At 66.8% G+C, this 22,690-nt stretch carries 16 protein-coding genes, 2 tRNA genes and 1 pseudogene; 12 read left to right on the top strand and 7 right to left on the bottom strand.

Annotated features, from left to right (window positions below; all coding sequences use genetic code 11):
- Positions 1-225 precede the first annotated feature (225 nt).
- The 7 genes from uvrC (at position 226) to F817_RS0102120 (ending at position 8,815) form a co-directional block, all read left to right on the top strand.
- Positions 226-2,052 carry an excinuclease ABC subunit UvrC gene (gene uvrC / locus F817_RS0102150; RefSeq protein WP_024326100.1) on the top strand — a complete coding sequence of 609 codons (1,827 nt, stop codon included), beginning with the start codon at positions 226-228 and terminating at the stop codon, positions 2,050-2,052.
- Positions 2,053-2,369: 317 nt separating this feature from the next.
- On the top strand, positions 2,370-2,921 hold the full coding sequence (pgsA, locus tag F817_RS0102145; protein ID WP_024326099.1) for a CDP-diacylglycerol--glycerol-3-phosphate 3-phosphatidyltransferase: 552 nt from the start codon (positions 2,370-2,372) through the stop codon (positions 2,919-2,921).
- A gap of 128 nt (positions 2,922-3,049) precedes the next feature.
- Positions 3,050-4,399 (top strand): sensor domain-containing diguanylate cyclase, encoded by a 1,350-nt coding sequence (locus F817_RS0102140; RefSeq protein WP_024326098.1) that lies wholly within the window; start codon positions 3,050-3,052, stop codon positions 4,397-4,399.
- A gap of 42 nt (positions 4,400-4,441) precedes the next feature.
- Positions 4,442-4,517 (top strand) — tRNA-Gly (locus tag F817_RS0102135).
- A gap of 92 nt (positions 4,518-4,609) precedes the next feature.
- Positions 4,610-4,683 (top strand) — tRNA-Cys (locus F817_RS0102130).
- Positions 4,684-4,842: 159 nt separating this feature from the next.
- Positions 4,843-5,955 (top strand): diguanylate cyclase, encoded by a 1,113-nt coding sequence (locus F817_RS0102125; protein ID WP_024326097.1) that lies wholly within the window; start codon positions 4,843-4,845, stop codon positions 5,953-5,955.
- A 364-nt stretch (positions 5,956-6,319) separates the two neighbouring features.
- On the top strand, positions 6,320-8,815 hold the full coding sequence (locus F817_RS0102120; RefSeq protein WP_029681007.1) for an EAL domain-containing protein: 2,496 nt from the start codon (positions 6,320-6,322) through the stop codon (positions 8,813-8,815).
- Positions 8,816-9,463: 648 nt separating this feature from the next.
- Here F817_RS0102120 and F817_RS0102115 read toward each other — a convergent pair.
- The 6 genes from F817_RS0102115 to mgtE (F817_RS0102090) form a co-directional block, all read right to left on the bottom strand.
- Positions 9,464-10,615, bottom strand: a complete 1,152-nt coding sequence (locus F817_RS0102115; RefSeq protein WP_024326095.1) for a transposase — start codon at positions 10,613-10,615, stop codon at positions 9,464-9,466.
- 282 nt (positions 10,616-10,897) lie between these two features.
- Positions 10,898-11,203 (bottom strand): BrnA antitoxin family protein, encoded by a 306-nt coding sequence (locus F817_RS0102110; RefSeq protein ID WP_024326094.1) that lies wholly within the window; start codon positions 11,201-11,203, stop codon positions 10,898-10,900.
- Positions 11,178-11,456, bottom strand: coding sequence for a BrnT family toxin (locus F817_RS0102105; protein ID WP_024326093.1), 279 nt, complete (start codon positions 11,454-11,456; stop codon positions 11,178-11,180). The genes F817_RS0102110 and F817_RS0102105 overlap by 26 nt, the downstream gene beginning before the upstream one ends.
- A gap of 344 nt (positions 11,457-11,800) precedes the next feature.
- Positions 11,801-12,238, bottom strand: a complete 438-nt coding sequence (locus F817_RS13950; protein WP_024326092.1) for a prepilin-type N-terminal cleavage/methylation domain-containing protein — start codon at positions 12,236-12,238, stop codon at positions 11,801-11,803.
- Between the two features lie 524 nt (positions 12,239-12,762).
- Positions 12,763-14,121: a magnesium transporter gene (mgtE, locus tag F817_RS0102095; RefSeq protein ID WP_024326091.1), complete on the bottom strand. Its 1,359-nt coding sequence runs from the start codon at positions 14,119-14,121 to the stop codon at positions 12,763-12,765.
- A 12-nt stretch (positions 14,122-14,133) separates the two neighbouring features.
- Positions 14,134-15,492: a magnesium transporter gene (gene mgtE / locus F817_RS0102090; protein WP_024326090.1), complete on the bottom strand. Its 1,359-nt coding sequence runs from the start codon at positions 15,490-15,492 to the stop codon at positions 14,134-14,136.
- A gap of 454 nt (positions 15,493-15,946) precedes the next feature.
- Between mgtE (F817_RS0102090) and F817_RS0102085 the strand changes: the two genes are divergently transcribed.
- From F817_RS0102085 to F817_RS13670, 4 genes and pseudogenes are all read left to right on the top strand, one after another.
- Complete coding sequence (locus F817_RS0102085; protein WP_024326089.1) at positions 15,947-16,663, top strand: ABC transporter ATP-binding protein; 717 nt, start codon at positions 15,947-15,949, stop codon at positions 16,661-16,663.
- The gene (locus F817_RS0102080; protein WP_024326088.1) at positions 16,660-19,203 is read left to right on the top strand and encodes an ABC transporter permease; all 2,544 of its coding nucleotides are present in this window, start codon (positions 16,660-16,662) and stop codon (positions 19,201-19,203) included. The genes F817_RS0102085 and F817_RS0102080 overlap by 4 nt, the downstream gene beginning before the upstream one ends.
- Positions 19,204-19,313: 110 nt before the next feature.
- Positions 19,314-20,450 carry a lipocalin-like domain-containing protein gene (locus F817_RS0102075; protein ID WP_029681006.1) on the top strand — a complete coding sequence of 379 codons (1,137 nt, stop codon included), beginning with the start codon at positions 19,314-19,316 and terminating at the stop codon, positions 20,448-20,450.
- A 168-nt stretch (positions 20,451-20,618) separates the two neighbouring features.
- A pseudogene (locus F817_RS13670) lies at positions 20,619-21,163 on the top strand (transposase).
- Positions 21,164-21,304: 141 nt separating this feature from the next.
- Here the strand turns inward: F817_RS13670 and F817_RS0102065 are convergent.
- The gene (locus F817_RS0102065) at positions 21,305-21,505 is read right to left on the bottom strand and encodes a PA3496 family putative envelope integrity protein (RefSeq protein ID WP_024326086.1); all 201 of its coding nucleotides are present in this window, start codon (positions 21,503-21,505) and stop codon (positions 21,305-21,307) included.
- A gap of 216 nt (positions 21,506-21,721) precedes the next feature.
- Here F817_RS0102065 and msrP point away from each other — a divergent pair, with 216 nt between their 5' ends.
- A complete protein-coding gene (gene msrP, locus F817_RS0102060; protein ID WP_024326085.1) occupies positions 21,722-22,690 on the top strand; it encodes a protein-methionine-sulfoxide reductase catalytic subunit MsrP in 969 nt (322 codons plus the stop codon).

Below are 22,690 nucleotides of genomic sequence, written 5' to 3'. Positions count from 1 at the left end.
CCACGCGCCTGCGGCACTCGCGATGACGAACTTCTTTCCTCATCATTGCGAGGCCCCGAAGGGGCCGTGGCAATCGGGGGACCATGGCTCGCCCCGAGGCTTGGAACGTCAGGCGTGCGCAGACCCTGCTCGACCCGAGAGGGATGGTTTTCCGCTTGTTCGAGGGCATAGCGCAGGCGGGGGCTATGCCGGCTGGCCGGGCAGTTCCGGTATCCTGACGCGATCATGAGTACCCCCGAGACCGGATTCGATCACAAGGCCTTTCTGCAGACCCTGACGCAGTCGCCCGGCGTGTATCAGATGCTGGATGCGTCCGGGGCCGTGTTGTACGTGGGCAAGGCGCGCAACCTGAAGAGCCGGGTGGCCAGCTACTTCCGCGGCAGCGACGACCGCGGCCCGCGTATCCGTTCGATGGTGCGCCAGATCGCGGATATCCGTGTCGCGGTGACGCACACCGAGGCCGAGGCGCTGTTGCTGGAGGCCAACCTGATCAAGCGTCACCGGCCGCGCTACAACGTGCTGCTGCGCGACGACAAGAGCTACCCCTACATCTACGTCTCGAACCAGGAATACCCGCGCCTCGGGTTTCATCGCGGCGCGCGCAAGAAGGGCATGCGCTACTTCGGTCCGTACCCCTCGGCCGGCGCGGTGCGCGAAAGCCTGGCCCTGTTGCAGAAGCTCTTCCAGGTGCGCCAGTGCGAGGACAGCGTGTTCGCGCACCGCTCGCGCCCCTGCCTGCAGTACCAGATCGGGCGTTGCACCGCGCCCTGTGTCGGCTACATCTCGCCGGAGGATTACGCCCGCGACGTCGAGGCTTCGGTCAAGTTCCTGGAAGGCAAGAGCGAAGCGGTGATCGAGGAGCTGATGGAGCGCATGGAAGCGGCCTCGACGCGCCTGGACTTCGAACATGCCGCGCGCCTGCGCGACCAGATCGCGCGCCTGCGCCAGATCTCCGAACAGCAGTTCGTCTCCGGGGGCGAGGGGGATGCCGACGTGTTTGCCCTGGCGCAGGAGGCGGGGACCTGCGCGGTGGAGATCTTCTTTGTGCGCAACGGGCAGAACCTGGGCAACAGCGAGCTGTTCCCGAACGTGCCGGAGGCAACCGAGACCGACGAGATCATGGCCGCGGTCCTGGCGCAGTACTACGCGGAACGCGAACCGCCGGCGCGCATCCTGCTGTCGCACGAGCCGCAGGGGGCCGAGGCCTTGGAGGCGTTCCTGGCCGAGCGGCGGGGCGGGAAGGTGGCCCTGGCCTGGTCGCTGCGCGGCGATCGCGCGCGCTGGCTGGACATGGCACGCCGCAACGCCGAGCTGGCCCTGAAGACCCGGATCGCCAGCCAGGCGGGTCAGACGGCGCGTCTGGACGCGCTGACCGCGGAGCTGGGGCTGGAGGAGCCGCCCAAGCGCATGGAGTGCTTCGATATCTCGCACACCGGCGGCGAGGGTACGGTGGCCTCCTGCGTCGTGTTCGGGCCGGAGGGGCCGATCAAGTCGGATTACCGCCGCTTCAACATCGAGGGCATCGAACCGGGCGATGACTACGCGGCCATGCACCAGGCGCTCGGCCGGCGTTTCGCGCGGCTCAAGAAGGGCGAGGGCCAGGAACCGGATATCCTGTTCATTGACGGTGGCAAGGGGCAGGTGACCCAGGCGCTGAACGTGCTGGCCGATCTCGGGCTGGACCATATCAAGGTGGTGGGCGTGGCCAAGGGCGAGGAGCGCAAGCCGGGCATGGAAACCCTGATATTGAGCGGGGTAGAGGCGCCCTCTATACTCCCCGCGCATTCCGGTGCGCTGCATCTGATCCAGCAAATCCGGGACGAGGCGCATCGGTTCGCGATCACCGGGCACCGCGCCCGCCGCGCGAAGGCGCGCAAGGAATCGACCCTGGAGGCAATTCCGGGGCTGGGGCCGAAGCGGCGCAGCGCGCTGTTGAAGCACTTCGGTGGCCTGCGCGGGGTCAGCCGGGCCGGGGTCGAGGAGCTGACCAAGGTACCGGGGATCCACCGCCGGCTCGCGCAGTCGATCTACGACCAGTTTCACGAGAGCTAGGGAAACACTGATCCATGTACACACTCGCGTTGGTACCCCAGGTTTTCCGAGACAAGGCGCGTCGCGAAGCGGGTAGTGGTTCTACCCGCCCGTTTTTGATGACTTCGGGGCGCAACGCAGGATCGGGGAACCCGGGGTGCCAACCCCACAAACCCTTGAAAGCAAGGGCTCGGCCGCCAGTTGTTGTCGAAAACGGGCGTGCGCCCGGCGTTGTGGCTCGCTTATGTAGCTCGGCTACACTTCACTCATCGCGCCTTGTTCGCACGCAAAAGCGACTCGAGCGCGAGCGCGTACATTAATCAGTGTTTCCCTAGAACATGCTGCCCAAACTGCCCACCTGGCTGACCTGGTCGCGGATCGTGATGATCCCGTTGCTGGTGGCCGCGTTCTACGGCCTGGCGATGCCGCTGGCTGGCATCGTGGCCGCCGTGATCTTCGCGCTGGCCGGGCTCACCGACTGGCTGGATGGCTACCTCGCGCGGCGCTGGGAGGTGACCAGCCGGTTCGGGGCCTTCCTCGACCCGGTGGCGGACAAGCTGATCGTGGCCGCGGCCCTGGTGCTGGTGGTGGACCACAACCCGGGACTGGGCCTGGCGCTGGCGGCGATCGTGATCATCGGACGTGAAATCGCGATCTCCGCGCTGCGCGAATGGATGGCCGAGATCGGCGGCAGCGCGAAGGTCGCGGTGTCCTGGGTGGGCAAGGTGAAGACCACCGCGCAGATGGTGGCGATCTTCCTGCTGCTTTGGGCCGAGCCGATCGTGGGGCTCCCCACCTTTGTGATCGGCGAGTGGCTGCTCTATCTCGCCGCGGCGCTCACGCTGGTCTCGATGATCCAGTACATGCTCGCCGCCGCGCGCAATCGCTGACGCGAATCCGGTTCTCAACGCCGGAGCGTGCCGGCGCGAGGCGCTCCGGGCGGGGCATTGTGCGTTCCGCCGTGACGGGGTTGCGATACACTGCGAGGATTGACTACGTGTCGCCAGCGGGATCGCCCATGCTCGGCCCCCAGCTTGACCTCGACAACATGCAGACCCTGGAGGCGCTCCAGGATCTGCTGCCCGGGTTCGTGTACCAGCTGCGCATGCGTCCCGACGGGCAATTCGACTATCCCTACGTGGGCGACGTGGTGGAGCGCTGGTTCGGCGTGGACCGCGAGGCACTGAAGACCGACGGGGCGGCGCTTCTGGACTGCATCCACCCCGACGATCGCGACTGGGTCATGCGCTCCACCATGGAGTCGGTGGAGCAGTCCGAGCCGTGGAGCATGGAGTTCCGCATGCAGTGCCCCGGGGGCCAGGTGATGTGGCTCTCGGCGTACGATACCGTGCGCCGCTTCGAGGACGGGACTGTCGTCTGGACCGGCTTTGCCACCGACGTGACCGGCCGCAAGGATCTGGAGGCCTCGCTGCGCCAGAGCGAGGCCAAGTTCCGCGCCTTCGTCGAGACGGCCAGCGACGTGATCTACTCCCTGCGCCCGGACGGCGTGCTGACCTACGTCTCGCCCAACTGGACCGAGAACCTTGGCTACCCGATCAGCGCCGCGATCGATCATGCGATCGACGAGTACGTAGCCCCGGAGGATCTGCCGGACTGCTACGCCTTTCTCGACCGGATCGCGCGCACGGGCCAGAAGGCGGGTGGTATCGAATACCGCATTCGCCACCAGGACGGCCACTACCGCTGGCACACCAGCAATGTCTCCCCCGTGCTGGATGAAGACGGGCGGGTCACGGAGTTCCTCGGTATCGCCCGGGATATCACCGAGCGCAAGGCGACCGAAGTGCAGATGCAGCGCCTGGCCCATTACGACCCGCTCACCGATCTGCCCAATCGCACCCTGTTCTACCAGATCCTCGACCACGAGCTGACGGGCGCCCGGCGCGAGGGACAACAGGTGGCACTGATGTTCGTGGACCTGGACGAGTTCAAGCCGGTCAACGACCGCCATGGGCACGCGGTGGGCGACCTGCTGCTGCGTCAGGTCGCCCAGCGTCTGTCGGGCGCCATTCGCGATAGCGACGTCGCGGGACGGATCGCGGGCGACGAGTTCGTGGTGATGTTGCCGCGTTTCCACTCGCTGGAGGAGAGCCGGGCGCATGCCGCCGTGATCGGGGAGAAGATCCGCGCCGAGCTGGCCGCCCCGTTCGACTGCGACGGGATCGAGGTGCATATCTCCTGCAGTATCGGGATTGCTCTGTTCCCGCTGGATGCGGCGGATGGCCCGGCGCTGTCGCGGGCGGCCGATGCGGCGATGTACGTGGCCAAGAACGCCGGGCGCAACCAGGTGGTGGTGTTCGACCGGGCAGTGCACGGCGCGGAAGCGATTGGCTACCGTGGGTATTGACCTGACCCGAATCTGCGGTAGAATACGCGCCGTTAACGAAGAGCGGGAATAGCTCAGCTGGTAGAGCACAACCTTGCCAAGGTTGGGGTCGCGAGTTCGAATCTCGTTTCCCGCTCCAACAGATTCCTGAAACCCCGGTTCCGCCGGGGTTTTCTGTTTCGGCCCACGGCGATGCAAGGCGTCCTGCCGGGCCGGAACTCACCCGATACAGGCTGGGTGGCAGAGTGGTTATGCAGCGGACTGCAAATCCGTGTACGCCGGTTCGATTCCGACCCCAGCCTCCATCATGCAGTACCTGTAAAAGGCCGCCCCTGGGCGGCCTTTTGCGTTGGCGCCCATTGCTCCCGGGCCGGCAACTCGGCATGCTCGGGCAGGGTTGCTCAAGGACCTGCTCCAGGCGTCGATGACGGGCCCTTGTGCAGTGGCAGAATCGGGAAGGTGGCATGCAGGAAGAGATGACCGGGCGCGCACAGGTGGATGCGCAACGGCTACAGGCGCGCAAGCGGTTTGTCTATCTCGTCGCGTTGGCGGCCGGGGTCGTGATCTTCCTGCTCAGCTGGATGATCCGCACCCCGGGGGATGCCTTCCTGGCCTACCTGTATCCCCTGTTCGCGCTGGTGCTGGCCGCGCTGTTCGTGGCCGTGTGGCGCGCTCCCGGGGCCTTGTCGCGTCTCGAACCCTGGATGCTGGGTCTGGTGGCGGCCATGATCCTGAGCCGTCTGGCCTGGCATTTTCATGCCGGTGGCCCGCTGGACGCGCACCTGCTGGTCCTGGCGGGTGGACACTACTGGGCGGTGGGGATTGTCATCCTGGCCGCCTTCGTGATGCTCGAGCATCGCCGGGGGCTTCGGGCCGGGCTCGCCATCCTCGTGGTTGCCACCCTGATCGCGGTTTCCGGTATTGCGGGCGAGTTGCAGCAAGGCGAGTTCTCGCGCGAGGCGGCCGTCTATCTGCTGCGGATCCATCTGTTTCTGGCGGTCTTGCTGGGGCTGGCCAGTGTCGCGACCTCCATGCGCGACACCGTTAAGGACGCGCTGGTGCGTAGCGAGGCGCTGGAACAGGCCGCGCGGACCGACCCCCTGACCGGACTGGCCAATCGGCGAGCGGCGGAGGCGGTGCTCGAGCAGCATGCCGCTTCGGTTCGGCACGACGGGGTTCCGGTTTCCGTGATCAGCCTGGACATCGACCATTTCAAGTCGGTGAACGATACCCATGGTCATGCGACCGGGGATGCGGTGATCGCGGGGGTCGCGGCGATCCTCCGGGCGTCGGTCCGCAAGCCGGATCTGGTCGCTCGATGGGGTGGCGAGGAATTCCTGATCGTGGCGCCGCAGGTCGGACGCGAAGGGGGGCTGGAGCTGGCGGAGCGCTGCCGGCAGGCGATCGCCCGGGCGCCCATCGCCGAGGTTCCGGTTACGGCGTCTTTTGGGGTCACCACCTTCGAACCGCAGGACACCCTGGACGATGTCCTGGTGCGTGCGGACGGCATGATGTACCGCGCCAAGGAGGCGGGGCGTGACCGCGTCCTGTCCGACGACGGCCTCGCTTGCGCATGACGGGCTCGTCTTGCAGGACCGGTCGTGGTGGCTCGCCCGGCACCGGGCAGGTGGTGGCTTTCCGCCGCCTGTCTGTGTTCCGCGTGCCGGTGGAGGGGATGTGACGGCGGAATGCCGGGCAATGGTGGTGGCGGCCGTGACCCGGGTCCCGTTCCTGTGCGGGCCCGCCCGGCGCTGGATGGGTTGTTCGCCCCGCATGGTCGGGCCGGGCGTGGCACTATGCGGAGGTCGGTCGATTCGAGAGAGCACGGTGCGCCCAGCGGAAGGACCCCAGTCGCCCAGAGAAAGGAACTCCCGGTCGAGCCCTGCACGGAGCCTGTGTGCGGGCCCGGCCTCGGCTCTCGTGCTCCTCTTCGGGTTGCTGCTGGCCTGGACCACGCCCGCCGCGGCCGCCGAGACGGAGCTGCGCGTAGGCGTGTACGACAACGCGCCGAAGGTCAGCGTGGACGAACAGGGGGAGGCCGGTGGTCTGTTCGTGCGCCTGCTGAATTCCATCGCGCGGCGCGAGCACTGGGAGATCGAGTACGTCCCGTGCGAATGGGCCCAGTGCCTGTTGGATCTGCGCGAGGGCCGGCTGGATCTGATGCCCGACGTGGCCCTGACCGAGGTGCGCGAGGAATTCCTCGATTTTCATCAGGTCCCGGTGGTGCAGGGCTGGAGCCAGGTGTATGCGTCCCCGCAGTCCGGCTTCAGCAGCCTGGAGGCGCTCGGCGCGCGGCGGATCGCGGTGCTGGAGGGCTCCGTGCAGGAAAGCCATCTGCGTCAGCAACAGATCGGCAACCCCGGGCTGGAATACGAAATACGGACCTACAGCAGTATGCCCGCGGTACTCGGGGCGGTACGGGAAGGCGAGGCGTCGGCGGCCGTCAGCAACAATTTCTACGGGCGTCAGCATGCGCGGGCCTACGGGCTGGTCGAGACCCCGATCACCCTTGGCCTGGTGGGGCTGCACTACGCGGCAACGCCGGGGGCGCATGGGGAGCGTCTGGCGGTCATCGACGCCTATCTCGAACAATGGAAGCCACTGGCGGACTCACCCTACCAGGAGGCCCTTGCGGCCACCCTGCTCGCGGAGGACGCGCCCGGGTTGCCCGGGTGGGCGCTCTGGACGCTGCTCGCCGCACTGGCGCTGGTCCTGCTGCTGGCGGTGACGGGCCTGGCGTTGCGCTGGCAGGTGCACCTCCGTACGCGGGAGTTGGGGGCAGCCAACCAGCGGCTGGAACACGTGCTCGACAGCGGGCCCACGGTCATTTATCAGCTCTCCGCCGCGGATTTCCGTCCCCAGTGGGTGAGCCCCAACCTCGAGCGTCTGTTCGGGATCGATCCCGTCGCCGCCATGCGCCCCGGCTGGTGGGAGCAGCAACTGCATCCCGAGGATCGGGCCGGTGCGCTGCACGAGAATCAGCGCCTGCTGAAAGACGGCGAGATCGTGCGCGAGTTCCGCCTGTTCGACGGCTGGGGCAAGCTGCGCCACGTGCGCGACGAGATGCGGCTGGTCCCGGGCCGCAGCGGCCGGGGGGGCGAGCAGGAGATCGTCGGTAGCTGGACGGATCTGACGGACAGCGTCGAGCAGAAAGAGAAACTGCGCAGGATCTCCCACTTCGATGCCCGGACAGGGCTGCCCAACCGAGCCCTGCTGCAGGATCGCCTGGGGCATGCAGTGGAACGTGCGATGGCGGATGGCGAGGCACGCTGGGTCGTGCTGATGGATCTCGATCGCTTCCGCAACGTGAACGAAACCCTGGGCACGGCCGCCGGGGATGCCGTGCTGCAGGGCATCGCGCAACGGCTGGGCCAGACCCTCTCGCCGCAGGACACTATCGCCCGGATCGGCGCCGACGAGTTTTGTCTGATCATCGAGGATCCGGGCGACCAGGGTGCCGATACCTTCATGCAGCGGCTTCTGGACAGCCTGCGCGCGCCTTTCCATACGGCGGGGCGGACACTGGTGCTTACGGTAAGCGCCGGTTTGGCGCGTTTCCCGGGGGATGGCCAGACCCGTGACGAGCTGCTGACCGCGGCCGAACTGGCCATGCAGGAGGCCCGCAAGCAGGGTGGCGACAACTGGTGTGCCTACGCGCCGGAGATGGGCACGCTTACCGAACATCGGCTGTTCCTCGAGAACGACCTGCGCCAGGCCATCGCCAACAATGAGTTCGTCCTCCACTTCCAGCCGCAGTTCGACCTGGCCAGTGGCGCGTGCGTGGGGGTCGAAAGCCTGGTGCGCTGGAATCACTCGCGCCGGGGGATGGTGTCCCCGGCGGAGTTCATCCCCCTGGCGGAGGAGACCGGGCTGATCGTGTCGATCGACCGCTGGGTGCTCGAGGCCGCTTGTCGTCAACTCGCAGCCTGGGATGCGGCGGGCCAGATCGTTCCGATGATCGCCGTGAATCTCTCGGCCCGCGAGCTGCACGACGAGCAGCTGGTGGTGACGGTGCGCGAGAGCCTGGAACGCCACGGCATCGCGCCCGGGCGCCTGGAGGTCGAACTGACCGAGACCATGATCATGGAGGACCCGGAGCGGGCGCTGGCCATCCTGCGCCGCCTGGACGGCCTGGGGGTGCGTCTGGCCATGGATGACTTCGGCTCTGGCTACTCCAACCTGGCGCACCTGCGCCGCCTGCCGCTGCACCGGGTCAAGGTCGACCAGTCCCTGGTGCGCGATATCGGGCGCTCCCGCCACAACGAATCCATCATCCGCGCCATCATCGCGCTGGCCGAGGCCCTGGAACTGGACCTGATCGCCGAGGGTGTCGAGGAAGAACCGCAGCGCGCCTTCCTGCTGCGCGAAGGCTGTGCCATCGGCCAGGGTTTCCTGCTGGGCCGCCCGGCCCCCGCCGATCAGCTGTTCCGGGGCTGACAAGCGGAGGGCTCGCCGCGGTCAGGGAGCCGAGCCCTTGCGCCCGGCCTCCGCAACGACCCGCCGCCCATGTGGGATCGGCCGCGAAGCCCTTGCCAGAGTCGGTGGCTATTCGAGGCCTTGGGCAGTACTGCCGCCTATGGTCGAGAATGGCGTTCAAAGTGGGCGGCATTCAAAGTGGGTGTCCCTGAGAGAGCGGGGGAGTGCGGAAAGTGGGTGTCCCGGAGTTCGAGGTTTCTCGATGATCAGGCGCGCACCCAAAACGGCGCGGCTCTTCTTCCTGCTGGGTCAGAAAATATTCCATCCAAGACGACCGTTCATAGTGCGAAAACGACCGTTCATGAATTGTGTGGCCGTGTGACTGGAAATTCAGGCGGGTTCTGTTAGCTTGTGCGTCGGGGCAGGGAAGCCCCAAAAGGGTCGTCCAGGAAGGGAATCCGGGGCGGCCCTTTCTTGTTTCGGACTGCCCCGTCCGCACTTGGCTCGTCCACTGCGAACGTACTCGCCCGGGGCGTCACGGCACGGCCATACGCGGCGGCGCCTTCGAGAGCCGGTTCTGGCCTGCGCTCGCCGCAGGTCTTCGCCGGAATGGTATCCGTGGGTCGCTGGCACCTTCTTGCGCTGACAGGTGTACCGTTTCCGGCGGCGTCAGGCCGCGCGATGAGGGAAGAGCTTTCGGGCCGCGGCGATCCCCCGCAAGTAGCGGGTCTGGCGCGCGTCGCGTCGGGCGGTGATGCGAGCGGGTGTTCCGATCACGCTGCCAAACTGTCGCAGCATGTGGCTGGACGTGCGGATGAACTGGTCGGGGTCGATGCCCAGGCGCTCCAGCAACGGAGGGGTCTCCCCGTCGATAAAGCCACGCTTGTCCTCCCGAACCACGCGGCCGGTTGCATCCACAAGCTCCAGATAGTCCTCGAAGCCGAAGGGGATCGCTGGTTCGCTCCGGCCGGTAGCATCGAACGGTAGCAATGGAGCGCTTGTGAGCCCTTCCAGGGCCCACTCGGGGTTCAGGGATTCCGCAGCCTGTGGAGCGGTGCGCCGAGGAGCCACGGGCAAGCTGGACGCTTCGGAAGCCGTCGTCTTTGCCCGTCTCGTGGATTCTCTCACCTTGGTTCTCGAGGACCTGGATGGCGTCGGCTCCTCGTTCACGTGCGGCGCCCGAAAGAGGGCGGTCCTTTCGGCAATCGATGTGTAATCCGAGCGCTCGGGTGTCTTCGCGATCCCGGCGCGGATCGGATTCAAGTCAACGTACGCCATCGCCGTCAGCACGGCCTGGTCGTCGAGTAGCGCCTGGCTCTTGAAGCGACCCTCCCAGAAGCGTCCCGTCACGCCGTCCTCGGCGTTCGCCTGCCGCGCGATCGACTCGTTCAGCACACGCATGAACCACGACAGGTCCGCGAGTCGGGACCGGTACGTCTCCACCCAGGCATCCACGATCTTCATCTCGGCCGCGCCGAGTCTCTGCGGATCCGCCAAATAACGCTGCACCATCACCGGGCCCGAGAAGAGTTGCGTCCAGCGACGCAGGACCTCGTCGCGTTCCAGGCGCTCGAGGCGCGCCTCGTCCACCCGCACGACCATGTGGAAGTGGTTGCTCATGACCGCATAGGCCGCGATATCGACGGCGAACACGGACGCTAGCTGTTTTAGGCGGTCGGCGATCCAGCCGCGGCGATGCTCAAAGGATCGCCCGGAGTGGGCATCGTGTCCGCACAGAAACGCGCGGCGGACGCAGCGGGAAACGACGTGATACCAGGGCGTGTCATCGAGAGAGACGAGGGTCGAGCGGGGCTGGGTCATGATCGGCTCCTTCCGTGGAGTAGGTCTTGCAGCAGCGTAAGGTCCATTACGCTCCTGTAGATAGCATAGTGATTGTGTTGAAGTTTTCCAGGTCTTCGTGGCACGGCGTTCCGGGTTACGTATACAACAGCGCCCTGTAGCGCGAGGAAAGTGGGTGTCCCGGAAGGCTCCAATCCGGCTTATGTCAACAAGGTGGGTGTCCCAGAGAACAGTTCCAATCCGGCTTATGTCAATAAGGTGGGTGTCCCAGAGAACATACTGAGGATGGTCCGTAAGCGCTGCTTATCGACTATTGGAGCTCGGGGTGTGGTCCTTCAGCCAGTCTTTCAAAGCCGCATCCATGCGCGTTTGCCAGCCCTTTCCAGTTTCCCGAAATGCCTCCACGACCTCTGGGGACAGCCGAATCGTGATGCGCTCCTTGGTCACCGCCAGCGGTGGGCGGCCCAGGCGCCGCAGGTCTTTGGTCTCGGCATCGGAAGGTTCCGGCGCGTCGGGGTCCGCATCGATCCCGGCCTGAATCGCTGATTCTTCGTCGGCGTCGTTCAAGACGACGCGCCGACCGCTACGTAGCGTTAGTGATTTCGACATAGCGCACAATTTCCCGGTTATTGGCCTTGCGAAGGCTGATGATCCGGCGCACGGATGCCCGATCGGTGAACACGACGCAATACAAGCGGTTGCCCATCAATGCATATCCGAGCATTCGGCACTCGGCGTAGCTCTTCCGACGGTCTTCCATGGCCAGGAGCGTATCCCATTCGAGGCTCAGGGCCTCGCCAAGTGAGACCCCGTGTTTCGCGAGGTTGGCAGCGTCCTTGTCTGCGTCAAACTCGATCTCCATTGACTTATTGTATGCACACAAATGGCTGCGCGCAATCGGGAGAGCCGGATCCACTCGGAAGGGAACGGAATTCGTGTCACCTGGCGGTCAGTCCTGGACACGCCACGGCGGCGACCCTGGTGGATCCTGGTCGATTTGGGGAGTGGGGGGAGCGCGGCATGTAGAAGCGGAGTCTGAGCCAGGCGGCTTCGGCGAATCCGGCTTATGTGAACAAAGTGGGTGTCCGAGAGGATAAACAAAGTGGGTGTCCCAGAGGATTCTGAGGATGACAACAAAAAACCCCGGCACGAGGCCGGGGTTCGGGAAGGGGAAAAAATCTGTCCCCTTTTTGCTAGTTTATCTTACTAATCTGCGTTGGCGCGGCACGAGCCAGGCATGAACTCTTCCGGAGTACCCGTGCAAGTCCAACTGGTAATGTTCCCAGCATTGGCCAGCGGGGCAGGTGTGAGTGTAACGGTAATGAATTCGCCGCGTGCGTCGCCGGTGGCAGTGATGACTCCGGTATCCGAAACACTAATACCCGCATCTGCATCAGCATCGTAGTCTTCATCTACATTGCCACAGCTGGCGTAGTTCGCCGTGGCCGGATCCCGTGCGCCTTGGTTAATTTCCTGCACACAAGTGCGAGCAGCGCCTGCCGCCGTGACGATTTCCGATGCGGCTGCACGAACCGTATAGGTATTATAAGCCGGCAAAGCAATCGCCGCCAAAATCCCGATAATCGCCACCACGATCATCAGTTCGATAAGCGTAAAGCCCTGTTGGACGGATTTCTTCTGCATGGTCGTACTCCCTTGATGTGATGAAAGCTGGGCCTTCGGCCCGGCCACCCCGTGGGTAGCTGTCTCAGTAGATGCATCGGGCGTGCCAAGAGTGCGGAGATGCGTGAAAACGGCGCTCGGCCGCGGTGCGGTCTGTGGCATGGGTCACGCCCACACGCTTCCCGGGTGTGTCACGTGACAAAAATGGTCATGTTAAGTGACGCACGTTGTCACCTTGGGGGCTGGGGTGCCTCTGGTTGTCATAGCCGGGGGTCTTGATCTTGGGGGGGCGTTCGAGCGGTGGAGATCCCGGCTCTTCGCTGCGCTACGGCCGGGATGACGGGGGGGTGGTGCGGTGTCCGGGATGACGCGGAGGGGTGTTGGTGAGGTCGTGATCGCCTCGAGCTCGACTCCTGGCGTTCGGGGCAGTTCGTAGGGTGCGTTGAGCTTGGCGAAACGCACCGGGCGTTGGGGGTGGGGCGAGGTTGATGCGATTCGCTTTGCTCATCGCATCCTACGGGGGTGGGGTATGGGGGTTGGGGGAGCTAGAGGCCGAGGATGGCGACGGCGGTGGCGAAGTAGATGGTGATGCCGACGACGTCGACCACGGAGGTGATGAGCGGGGCGCTGGCGACGGCGGGATCGACGCCCAAACGGGTGAGGGTGAACGGCAGCAGCAGGCCGAACAGGGAGCCGAACAGGACGACCAGGAACATGCCCAGGGCGATGGCGTTGGCGACCTCGAGGCTGCCCAGCCAGTTGCCGGAGAGCCAGATGGCGCCGGCGAGGGTGGCGCCCAGCGCGGAGGCGACGAGGATCTCCTTGCCGCCCAGGCGCCACCAGTCCTGGAGCTTGACGTCGTTGGTGGCGAGCGAACGCACGACCAGGGTGGAGGCCTGGGCGCCGGCGTTGCCGCCGGAGGCGATGACCATGGGCAGGAAGAAGATCAGGGCGACCACGGTCTCGATGGCGGCCTCGAAATGGGCGATGGCCATGCCGGAGAGGATGTTCACGGCGACCAGGATGACCAGCCAGCCGATGCGCTTGCGGTAGAGCAGCTGCATGCTGGCGTCGCGCAGCGAGAGCACGACATCGCCCACCGCGGCCATGCGGTGGAAGTCCTCGGTGGTCTCGGCGCGCAGTACGTCCATCACGTCGTCGACGGTGATGATGCCGAGCAGGTGCCCGTTGTCGTCCACCACCGGGAGCACGTCCAGGTCGTAGTGGCTGATGCGGTGGGCGGCCTCTTCGCGGTCTTCCTCCGCCGTGATGCTGACGACATCCGTGTGCATGCGTTCGCGCACGCTGGTGGAGGGCCGCGACAGCAGCAGCTCCTTCAGGCGCACCCAGCCGAGCAGCTCGCCATTGGGGGTGATGACGAAGATGGTGTTGATGGTCTCGGCCAGGTCGCTGTGTTCGCGCAGGTGGTCCATGGCCTCGGCCACCGACCAGTCCGGCTGGACCGTCGCGAACTCGGGCGTCATCAGGCGCCCGGCACTCTCCTCCGGGTAGCCGAGCAGGGTCTCCAGGGCCTCCTGGTCGTCGTCCGGGAGGGTCTCCAGCAGGGACTCGGCCTGTTCGTCCTCCAGCCCGTCGATCACCGAGACCGCGTCGTCGTAGGACAGCGCCGCCACCAGGCGGCTGGCGTTATCGTCGTCCAGCGCCTGGAAGACCCGCGACTGGTGGTCCGGTTCCAGGTGGGCGTAGATATCCGCCGTGCACTCGACATCGAGGCGCTGGAAGAACGCCTCCATCTGCTCGGCCGGCAGCGCCTCCAGCGCGTCGGAGAGATCCGGCGCGGCGTGGCTGGCACAAATCGCCTGCAGGACGTCCGCTTCCGGTTCGTCCAGCGCGTTGGCGATGACCTGCCGCAGCGTGTCGAGATCGGGGTCGGTGGCGCTCATCCGCGGGAACCTTTAAGGAGTCGCCAGGCCAAGAATCGCCACGGCCAGCGAGAAATAGATCAGGATACCGCCGATGTCGGCGAGCGAGGTGACCAGGGGCACGCTGGCCGTCGCCGGATCGAGGCGCAGCTTGTTCAGGACCACCGGCAGCAGCATGCCGAGGATGCTGGCCACGGTGACGATGATGGTCATCGCCAGGGCCACCAGCAGCGCGATCTCCGGGCCGCCGCGCCACAGGCCGACCAGCGACACGGCAACGCCCATGCTGAGCCCGAGGGTCAGGGACACGCCCATTTCCTTCGCCCACAGCTTGAGCCAGTCGCGCGCGGTGACCTCGCCGGTCGCCATGGCGCGCACCATGAGCGTGGAGCTCTGCGCGCCGGCGTTACCGCCGGAGGCGATCAGCAGCGGCAGGAAGAACACCAGCACCACCACGGCCTCGATGATGTCCTCGTACTGCGAGATCATCAGGGCGCCGATGGTGTTGAAGGCGACCAGGCCCAGCAGCCAGCCGACCCGCTTGCGATAGAGCAGGAATGGGCTGGCCTCCTGCGGGGACAGGGGCAGGGTGCCCACGGAACCCATCTTGTGGAAGTCCTCGGTGGACTCGGCCTCGATCAGGTCCATCACGTCGTCGACCGTGACCACGCCCAGCAGCTCGCCGGTTTCGCCGACCACCGGCAGGGTCTCGAGGTCGTAGTGCTGGATACGGCGCGCGGCCTCGACCGCGTCCTCGGAGACGGCGATGGTGATCGGCTCGGCCTCGCCCAGCAGCTCGCGCACCGGGCTGTCGGCGCTGGCGCGCAGGAAGTGGCGGATGGGTACGGCGGCCAGCAGGACACGGTCCGGGTCGACCACGAAGATCACGTTGTTGGAGTGCTCGTCGGCGTTGCGGCGGATGAAGGCCAGCGCCCGCTTGAGGGTCCAGTCCGGGTCGACCGCGACCACGTCCGGCGACATCACGCGGCCAACCGAGTCTTCCGGGTAGTTGAGCTGCTTCAGCGCGCGGCGGATGGCCCGGAACGGCAGCAGGCGCAGGTAGCCGCGCAGGGTGTCCGGGTCCAGGGTCTGGAGCAGGGCGGTGAGGTCGTCCGCCTCCATCTCGGAGAGGATGAAGCGGGCGTCCTCGCGCGGCGAGGCCTCCAGCAGGCGGACCTGGTGCCCGGTATCCAGGTAGGCGAAGACATCCGCCTTGCGTCCGGGCGGCAGCAGGTTGAAGACGGCGCACAGGTCCTCGTCGCCCAGCTCCATCAGCGCGTGGGCGATATCCTGCACGCGCATGTAGTCGAGCAGCTCGTGGAGGCCGTCGCGGTCGTCCAGACGCAACAGCTCCTTCAGCTCGATGATGGACTGTTCGAGGTGAAGCTCCATGCCCTTCTCCCGGCGGCATCGGGGCGCCGCGGGTGGCCTGTGGTTGCGCACAGGCCCGCGCAGCGCCGCACGGATGCGGTGAATGGTCCAGGGTCGGGTCGGGCTGGGGCCCGGCCGCTCCCGGCTCTTTGATCAAAGAGGCCTGACGGAAGCGACCGGTCGGGGAACGGGCGCTTGCCGCTAGGCGCGGATAGATCGACTGCGTGATCGACGTTTCAAGGCGTGTTCCCGTGTGTGGAGACGGGACTTATTCTAACGGATGTCAGGCCTCAATCAACCGCTTGTGCAGGGTTTTGAAACATTCATCTACTCTTCATGGTCTGCAGTGGGCCGGAGGGTTTGGGGCGTTCGGTGAGCGCTGTTCGCCTGCAAGCAGGCTCCTGCAACGCCGGGGGAGCCCCCTGTAGAAGCCTGCTCGCAGGCGAAGATTCATGTGATTGAGAAGGTGGGTGCGATGGAGCAACAAGGCACGGCAGAAGGCGTGGTGCTGTCTCTGACCGATGTGGCGTTTGCGTACCCGGGCGAGGGCGAGGTGCTGCACGGCGTGGACTTTGATCTGGGCGCCGGCGAGCGCGTGGCGATCGTCGGGGAGAGCGGGAGCGGCAAGTCCACCCTGCTGCATCTGGCGGCCGGCCTGGAGGCGGCGGATCGTGGCGAGGTGCACCTGGCGGGCGAGGCGCTCGCGGGCTTGGACGAGGCGGCGCGTACGCGGCTGCGGAGGGTCCGCGTGGGGATCGTGTTCCAGTCGTTCCACCTGATCCCGACGCTTACGGTGCTGGAGAACGTGATGTTGCCGCTGGAGCTGGCGACGAAGGCCGGCGCGGCCGAGCGCCGTGAGCGCGCCGCCCGACAGCTGGCGGCGATGGGGCTTGCAGACAAGGCGGCGCGGTATCCGGAGGCCCTGTCCGGGGGCGAGCAGCAGCGCGTGGCGATCGCCCGGGCGCTGGTGCACGAGCCGACGCTGATCCTGGCCGACGAACCCACCGGCAATCTCGACTCGCGTACCGGCGAGACGGTCTTCGGCCTGCTACTGGAGCAGGTGCGGGCGACCGGCTGCTCGTTGTTGCTGGTCACCCACAGTCACGAGTTGGCCGGCCGGCTGGACCGGGCCCTGACGATGCGTGACGGGCTCCTGCAGCCCGCCGATCCCGCGGAAGCGGCATCCGGATGAGCGGTCTGGTCCTGCGGGCCTGGTTGCGCGACTGGCGCCGGCGGCCGCTGCAGCGGCTGCTGACGCTGGTGGGGGTGATCATCGGCGTGGCGGTCGTGCTCGCGGTGGATCTGGCGAACCAGTCGGCCCAGCACGCGTTCGACCGCTCGATGGACGAGGTGGCCGGGGCGGCCACCCACCAGGTGCTGGGGCCGGCGAGCGGCTTTGACGAGGGCTTCTACCGCGACCTGCGCATGGCCGGGTGGCGGGATACGGCCCCGATCGTGGAGGGCCCGGCGCGGTTGCCGGACGGCAGCACGATCTATGTGCTGGGCGTGGATCCGCTGGCCGAGGGGCCGTTTCGCGGGGCGGCCTCGGATATCGGCGATGCCCCGGTGCAGCGCCTGGTGACCGAGCCGGGGACGATCCTGCCGCCCGCGGGCTGGTTGCGGGACAGCGGCAAGGCGCATGAGGCTCGCCTGGAGCTGGACGCGGCCGGGGGCGAGCGCGAGGTGACCTTGATCGATCGCGCCGCCGAACGGGACGAGACAGACGCCGAGACCGATGACGGCGCTGGCGGCTCGCTCTGGGTGACGGATATCGCCACGGCGCAGGTGCTGCTGGACCGGCTGGGGCGACTGGACCGGATCGATGTCCGGCTGGCCGATGCCGAGGTGGGGGTGCTGGCCGAGGCCCTGCCCGCGGAACTCGAGCTGGTGCCGGTGGAGAGCCGGGGGCAGGCGGCACGCGAGCTGGCGCAGGCGTTTCGGATCAACCTGACGGCGATGAGCCTGCTGGCGCTGCTGATCGCCGCGTTCCTGATCTACAACACCCAGACATTTGCGGTGCTGCGCCGGCGCGAGGTGATTGCCAATCTGCGCCTGGTCGGTGTCGGGCGCCGGGCGATCTTCGGTGTGGTGCTGCTGGAGGCCCTGCTGGTCGGCGTGATTGGCACGCTGCTGGGGGCGCTGCTGGGGGTGGCCCTGGCGCAGGTGCTGGTCGCGCAGGTCGCGCAGACGGTCACGGACCATTTCTTCGCGGTGGCGGTGACCGGGGTGATGCCACGGCCGCTGGCGCTGGCCGCGGTGTTCCTGCTGGGCGTGGGCCTGTCGCTGGCGGCCGCACTGGCCCCGGCCTGGGAGGCGGCGCGGGTGGCGAGCCCGGCCGGCACCGGGCGCGGCGGGCTGGAACGGCGTGCCCGTGGCTGGGCCGCGTGGCTGGCGCTGGCGTCTATCGTTCTGTTGCTGGCGGGCGTCGGGTTGATCGTGACCGGTGCCGGGGCGCTGGTGGGCGGGTTTGTCGCACTGTTCCTGCTGATCGCCGGCTTCGTGCTGCTCCTGCCCTGGGTGCTGGCGTGGACCCTGCGCGGTCTGGCCGCCGGGGTCCGGGGGGTGACCATGCCACGCATTGCAGTGCGTAGCCTGGAGCGCAGCCTGTCGCGCAGTGCGCCCGCCACCTCGGCGCTGACGCTGGCGCTGGCGGCGGCGATTGGCGTGGCGGTGATGGTCGGCAGTTTTCGCGGGAGCGTGGAGCAGTGGCTGGGGCAGGCGCTGACGTCGGATCTGTACGTGGTGCCCGCCGCGCCGGCATCGGCACGCGCCGGCGCGCGCCTGCCGGAGGACTGGACCGCCGACCTGGTGGCCCGCTCCGGGGCGGTGTCGGTGAGTACCGGGTCCAGCCAGGAGGTCGTCAGCGATCACGGGCTGGTGGACCTCTACGTGGTCCGGCCGCATGCCGACTGGCTGGACTATCTGCCGCTTCTGGAGGCGGTGGCTGCACGCGGGACGCTGGGGGACCGGCTGGCGGCGGAGGATGCGGTGCTGGTGACCGAACCGTTTGCTGCGCATCACGACGTGGCGCCGGGGGATCGGTTGTCGCTGGTGGTGCCCGGTGGGCAACGCGCGTTCGAGGTTCTCGGGATCTACCGCGACTATGGCAATCCCAGCGGGACGGTGTTGATGACGCAGGCGGCCTTCGCGCGCGGGGGCGTTCCCCCGGACGGGGTGGGCTCGTTCGGGCTGCGCCTGCCGGACGGGGCCGACGCCGAGCAGGCGGTGGAACAACTGGAGGCGTGGTTGGCGGATCAGGACCATGCGGCGCTGGTGACCCGGCCGGGGGATATCGAGCAGGAGTCCATGGCGATCTTCGACCGGACCTTTGCGATCACGCATCTGCTGCGGGTGATCACGTTGGTGGTGGCGTTCATCGCGATCCTGGGGGCATTGATCGCATTGCAGATGGAACGGGCGCGCGAGTTCGCCACATTGCGCAGCCTTGGGCTTCTACCCGGCGGCGTGCGCGGGCTGGTGGTGCTGCAGGGCGGGGTGCTCGGGGTATTCGCCGCCCTGGCGGCGATCCCGCTGGGGCTGGGGATGGGCTGGTTGCTGATCGAGGTGATCAACCGCGAGGCCTTTGGCTGGGGGATGGATCTGCGTCTGCCCTGGATCGAGGTCGGGGAGACCGTGCTGCTGGGGATCGGAGCGGCCTTGCTGGCCTCGGTCATCCCGGCGTGGCGGATGGCGCGCATGCGGCTGGTGCCGGCGTTAAGGGAAGTGCCGTGATGCGGTGGCTTGATTTTGCAGGAGCGGGCTTGCCCGCGAATGGCTCGCGGCAGAATCCAGCGCGGGCGGGGGCTTCGCGGGCAAGCCCGCTCCTACAGGGGCTTCTGGTCATGTTGTTGGTGGGGTTACTGGCCGCATGCGGAGGTGCGGAGCCGCCGGAACGGGCCGATGCGGAGGTCACCGGCCTGCGGGTGAGCGAGGCCCTGGGGGGCGAGGACACCACGGGCTTTCGCCGCGCCGATGCGCCGCGGGCGTTCGAGTTTCCGCGCGATCATGGGCCGCATCCGGGGTTTCGCAACGAGTGGTGGTACCTGACGGGGAATCTGGACGGGCCCGAGGGTGAGCGTTTCGCGTTTCACGTGACGTTCTTCCGCGTGGGGCTCGCGCCGGCGCTGGCGGGCGATACGGCCTGGCACGCGTCCGCCTGGGCCAGCCCCGATCTGTGGATGGTGCATACGGCGGTGCTGGACCGTGACGCGGGGTTTCACGCATCCGCGGAGCGGTTCGTGCGCGATGGTGGCGGGCTGGCTGGGGCGACCGAGCCGGTGGGGCGCGTCTGGGCCGAAGACTGGGAACTGGCCGGGCTGGAGGGGGAGCGCTGGACGCTGCGCTTCACGGTCGAGGACTACGTGTTGTCCCTGGAACTGGAGCCGGCGCGCGAGCCGGTTCTGCAGGGCGAGGCCGGTCTGAGCCAGAAGGGGCCGGAGCCGGGCGATGCCTCGTATTACTACTCGATGCCGCGTATCGCGGTGGCGGGCGAGGTGCGCCGTGCCTCGGGGGTAGCGCTGGACGTGACCGGGCAGGCGTGGATGGACCGCGAATGGAGCACTAGTGCGCTGGCCGAGGATCAGGCGGGCTGGGACTGGTTCGCGCTGCAGCTCGATGACGGGCTGGACGTGATGTATTACCAGCTGCGCCGGCTCGATGGCGAGGCGCACGCGTTATCGAAAGGTCGCTGGATGCCGGCGGATGCCGGGGATGCCCTGCTGGAGCCGGAGCAGGTGCAGCTCGAACCGACCCGTTACGCCACCCAGCCATCCGGCAACCGCTATCCGGTGGAATGGTCCCTGCGCATCGAGCCTCCGGGTGGCGGGCCTGTGCGCGAGTGGACCGTGGTCGCGGTGCGCGAGGAGCAGGAGATGGATACGGTGGTCCGCTATTGGGAAGGGGCCGTGGATATCCTCGACGCGGATGGCGAGCCGGTCGGCCGGGGCTTCGTGGAGCTGACGGGGTATGAGGACGGGTGAAGGCGTTGGGTGGGGGCCTCTGCCTGCGGGGTTGATGCGATTCGCTCCGCTCATCGCATCCTACGAGAGTTCTACCCGCGCTTGTAGGATGTGATGAGCGGAGCGAATCGCATCGTTGGTGGGTACGCCAACAGGCTTCGGGAAAATCCCATGGAAGGGAGGTTTCAGGTGACGGATTATCGCCGTTTGTATGTGCCGGGGGGCACGTATTTCTTTACCGTGAATGCGGCCGTGCGTGACGGCAACACGCTGTTTGTCGATCATATCGAGGCGTTGAGAGACGCGTTTCGCGAGGTGCGGCATCGCCTCCGTTCGTGATCGACGCGATGGTGGTGTTGCCGGAGCATCTCCATTGCATTTGGCGCTTGCCGGACGGCGATGCCGACTTCAGCCGCCGATGGCGGTTGATCAAGGCGCGGTTCTCGCGCTTGGTGTGCGTTGGCGAAGCGCGCACGCGTAGCCGGGCAAGGCGCGGTGAACGGGGGCTCTGGCAACGCCGATTTTGGGAGCATTGCATCCGCGACGAGGACGATTGGGTCCGCCACGTGGATTACGTCCATTACAACCCGGTTAAGCATGGCTGGGTTGAATGTGTGGCCGAGTGGCCGTATTCCAGTTTTCACCGGTTTGTGCGCTCGGGTGAGTATCCGGTCGATTGGGGTGGTGTGCCGGAATTGGACGGCTTGGTTATGGGGGGGGCCGGGGGTGATTGATGTATCCGAGTGATGCGATTCTCGGGGCTCATCGCATCCTACGAGGCGGGGTGTTCACCGTAGGATGTGATGAGCGTAGCGAATCGCATCAGATGCCCGGGATGTGGGAAAGCGGGTTGGCCGCGGGGCCACCCCGGGGAACTACCACTCGAGGGCATCGTGGCTGGGGTCGAGGTCGAAGTCGTCCTGGAGGTGGGCGCGCAGGGCGCGCTCTTCCATCAGGCGTTCCAGGGTGCGGCGGGCGGCATGACGCGCCGGGCCGCGGTCGTTGACGAACTGGTTGTCGAACAGGCTGGCAATCTCGTCGGCGCCATCGGCCACGTCGTCGATCGTCGGGTCCATTGTCGGGTCTCCTGACAAGCCGGCCGGGCCACCCCGGACTGCGGTATCAGAAAAGCCTTATATATCGTTCCGGCCGGCCCGCAAGCAGAAAATTCTTATCGTTCGCCGGTTCGCCTTATGGACATCGCGGGGCGAACTCGGGCGATCGTTGCTGGTCCATGGTGCACGAGTGGCAGCGTTTCCCGCTGCCGCCGAAATCAGTTGCGAGGGCAGGCCATGCTGATCCGCACCCGACGTCGTTTCGATTGTTCCCGCGGCGAGATCACCCCGCCGGAGATCTATGCGCGACGGCGCGAATTCCTGCGGGCTGGGGTCGGGCTGGGCGCCGGCCTGGCGCTCGGAGGGCTGGGCGCGGCGCTGCCGGCATCCGCCGCGCTGCGTGGATACCCCCTGGAGTTCGAGTCCAGCGATTTTTCGACCGACGAGTCGAAGACCTCGTATGACGAGATCACCAGCTATAACAACTTCTTCGAGATGGGCCCGGGCAAGGGCGACCCCAAGACCTACGCCGATCAGCTCAAGACCGATCCGTGGACGATCACGGTGGACGGGCTGTGCGACAACCCGGGTGAGTACGCGGTGGAGGACTTCATCCGCCCGTGGTCGCTGGAGGAACGGATCTACCGCATGCGCTGTGTCGAGGGTTGGTCCATGGTGATCCCGTGGATCGGCTTCGAGCTGAATCGCATCCTCGACAAGGCCGAGCCGCGCGGGGGTGCCCGCTATGTCGCCTTCGAAAGTATCTACGATCCCGACAACCTGCGCGGACAACGCCGGCGGGGCAGCGGCGGGCTGGAGTGGCCCTATACCGAAGGCCTGCGCCTGGATGAGGCGATGCATCCGCTGACGATCCTGGCCGTGGGGCTGTACGACGAGGTGCTGCCGAACCAGAACGGCGCGCCGATTCGGCTGGTGGTGCCGTGGAAGTACGGCTTCAAGAGCATCAAGTCGATCCAGCACATCCGGTTCGTCGAGGAGCAGCCGCCGACGCTGTGGAACCAGGCGCAGCCCGACGAGTACGGGTTCTACAGCAATGTGAACCCGGACGTGGACCACCCGCGCTGGTCGCAGCGCACCGAGCGCCGGATCGGGGAATTCCGCCGCCGGCGCACGGAGATGTTCAACGGCTATGGCGACGAGGTGGCGTCGCTGTACGAGGGCATGGACCTGCGCGAGCACTTCTGA

Origin of the sequence: Thioalkalivibrio sp. AKL19 (assembly GCF_000420165.1) — a bacterium.
Lineage (GTDB): Bacteria > Pseudomonadota > Gammaproteobacteria > Ectothiorhodospirales > Ectothiorhodospiraceae > Thioalkalivibrio.
The sequence above is the reverse complement of the archived record's forward strand: the minus strand, read 5'-3'. Positions and strand labels throughout refer to the sequence as shown.